Genomic DNA, 1,349 nt, shown 5'->3' with positions numbered 1-1,349 from the left:
CTGTCGGCATAATGACTACACCCGTTTCACTGATTGTTATTATTCCTCTGTCCATAATGTACTGAATTGATACTGTTTACTTATTGCTGTCTGTCTTTTCGCCGATAGATTGTATTTTCCTGCGTTCCATCAGCTTGTCCATGTCCTTTGAGATTTTATCATCGGTTATCCGTGCGTAACCCTGTGTCGTCCGGATATTGGAATGCCCCATCATCTTGGCAATACTTTCGATAGGTATATCCGCCGAAATCAGGAATGTTCCGAAGCTGTGCCGACTTTGATGATAGCTCAAATTTTCCTCTTTGCCTATGATAACACCCATCTCGTGGATATCAAACCAGAGGGCATCACGGCTCGGAAGAGGAAATACGGGCTGTTCGTCATCGGTCGTATTGTACAGTGACAATATCCGCTCCGCTATGGGATGCAGGGGGATGAACGCCTCCACATTTGTTTTCTTGCGGTTGATGCGGATGTAACGTCTGCCTTCTGCATTGCGTCCGATATGATGCGGGTGCAGAAGCTTTATATCCACATACGCCAATCCCGTCAGTGTGGAAAAGATGAATGCCCGTCTTGCAAGCTCCTGACGCTTATCATACATCGGGGTGGCAAGGATTCTCTTGAACTCCTCACGGCTGATGTACTTGTGCCTTGCTTCCGGCTTTGGTTCGTATTCCAGATCCTCGCAGGGATTCACACGGATAATCTCTTTATCGACAGCCAAATAAAGCAGACGGTTCAGCCAGCATAGGCATTTGTTGGTCTGGGAAGCCCCGAAATTCTTGCATTTCTTAAGATATGCCTTGTAAGATTTGCCGAAATCTTCCGTCACTTCCTCAAAGGCGATGTCTTTCTTCCCGAAAGAAGCGAGATAATCCGTCAGGTACTTCTGATAGTACATGGAGTGGCGGTAGGAAGATATGGAATCTATTTCTACTGAATGTTTCCTTAACCGCTCCCTTTCCCATTCCCCCATTTGCAGAAGGGTAACCGGATGAATATTGTTCATGGCGACATGGTTCTTCAGTATCTCCGCACTGACCACGCCTTGCGATTTCAATATCTCATTGTAGGCTTCCTCTGTTATCCGCAGGTATTCCCGTAAACGGCTGTTCTCCCTTGCGGACTTTATCTCGTTCTTCCTGCCGTTCCAGTCTTCCGGTCGGCAATAAATTCCCGTACTGATGACGGTCTGTTTTCCGTCAATGGTTATACGGCAGAGTACGGCAGTCGTTCCGTCAGCCTTTGTCTTGCTGCGGTTGATATAGGGTAACAATGAAAATGTGCTTCGCATATCATTTTATGTATTAAAGTGTTAATTGAAAATCCTCGGTAGCTTTGATAAA

1 protein-coding gene is annotated in these 1,349 nt (G+C 46.1%); it reads right to left on the bottom strand.

Annotated features, from left to right (window positions below; genetic code table 11):
- Nucleotides 1-76: 76 nt before the first annotated feature.
- Nucleotides 77-1,297: a site-specific integrase gene (locus tag M1B78_RS18330; protein ID WP_257941480.1), complete on the bottom strand. Its 1,221-nt coding sequence runs from the start codon at nt 1,295-1,297 to the stop codon at nt 77-79.
- Nucleotides 1,298-1,349 lie beyond the last annotated feature (52 nt).

This window comes from Bacteroides muris (ex Fokt et al. 2023) (genome assembly GCF_024704895.1).
In the GTDB taxonomy this organism is placed as follows: Bacteria; Bacteroidota; Bacteroidia; order Bacteroidales; family Bacteroidaceae; genus Bacteroides; species Bacteroides muris.
This window is presented reverse-complemented; position numbering and strand designations above follow the sequence as displayed.

What these genes read in the sequence shown, in the direction of transcription:
- M1B78_RS18330 (WP_257941480.1), bottom strand. Translation starts at nt 1,297, where the DNA reads ATGCGAAGCACATTTTCATTGTTACCCTATATCAACCGCAGCAAGACA.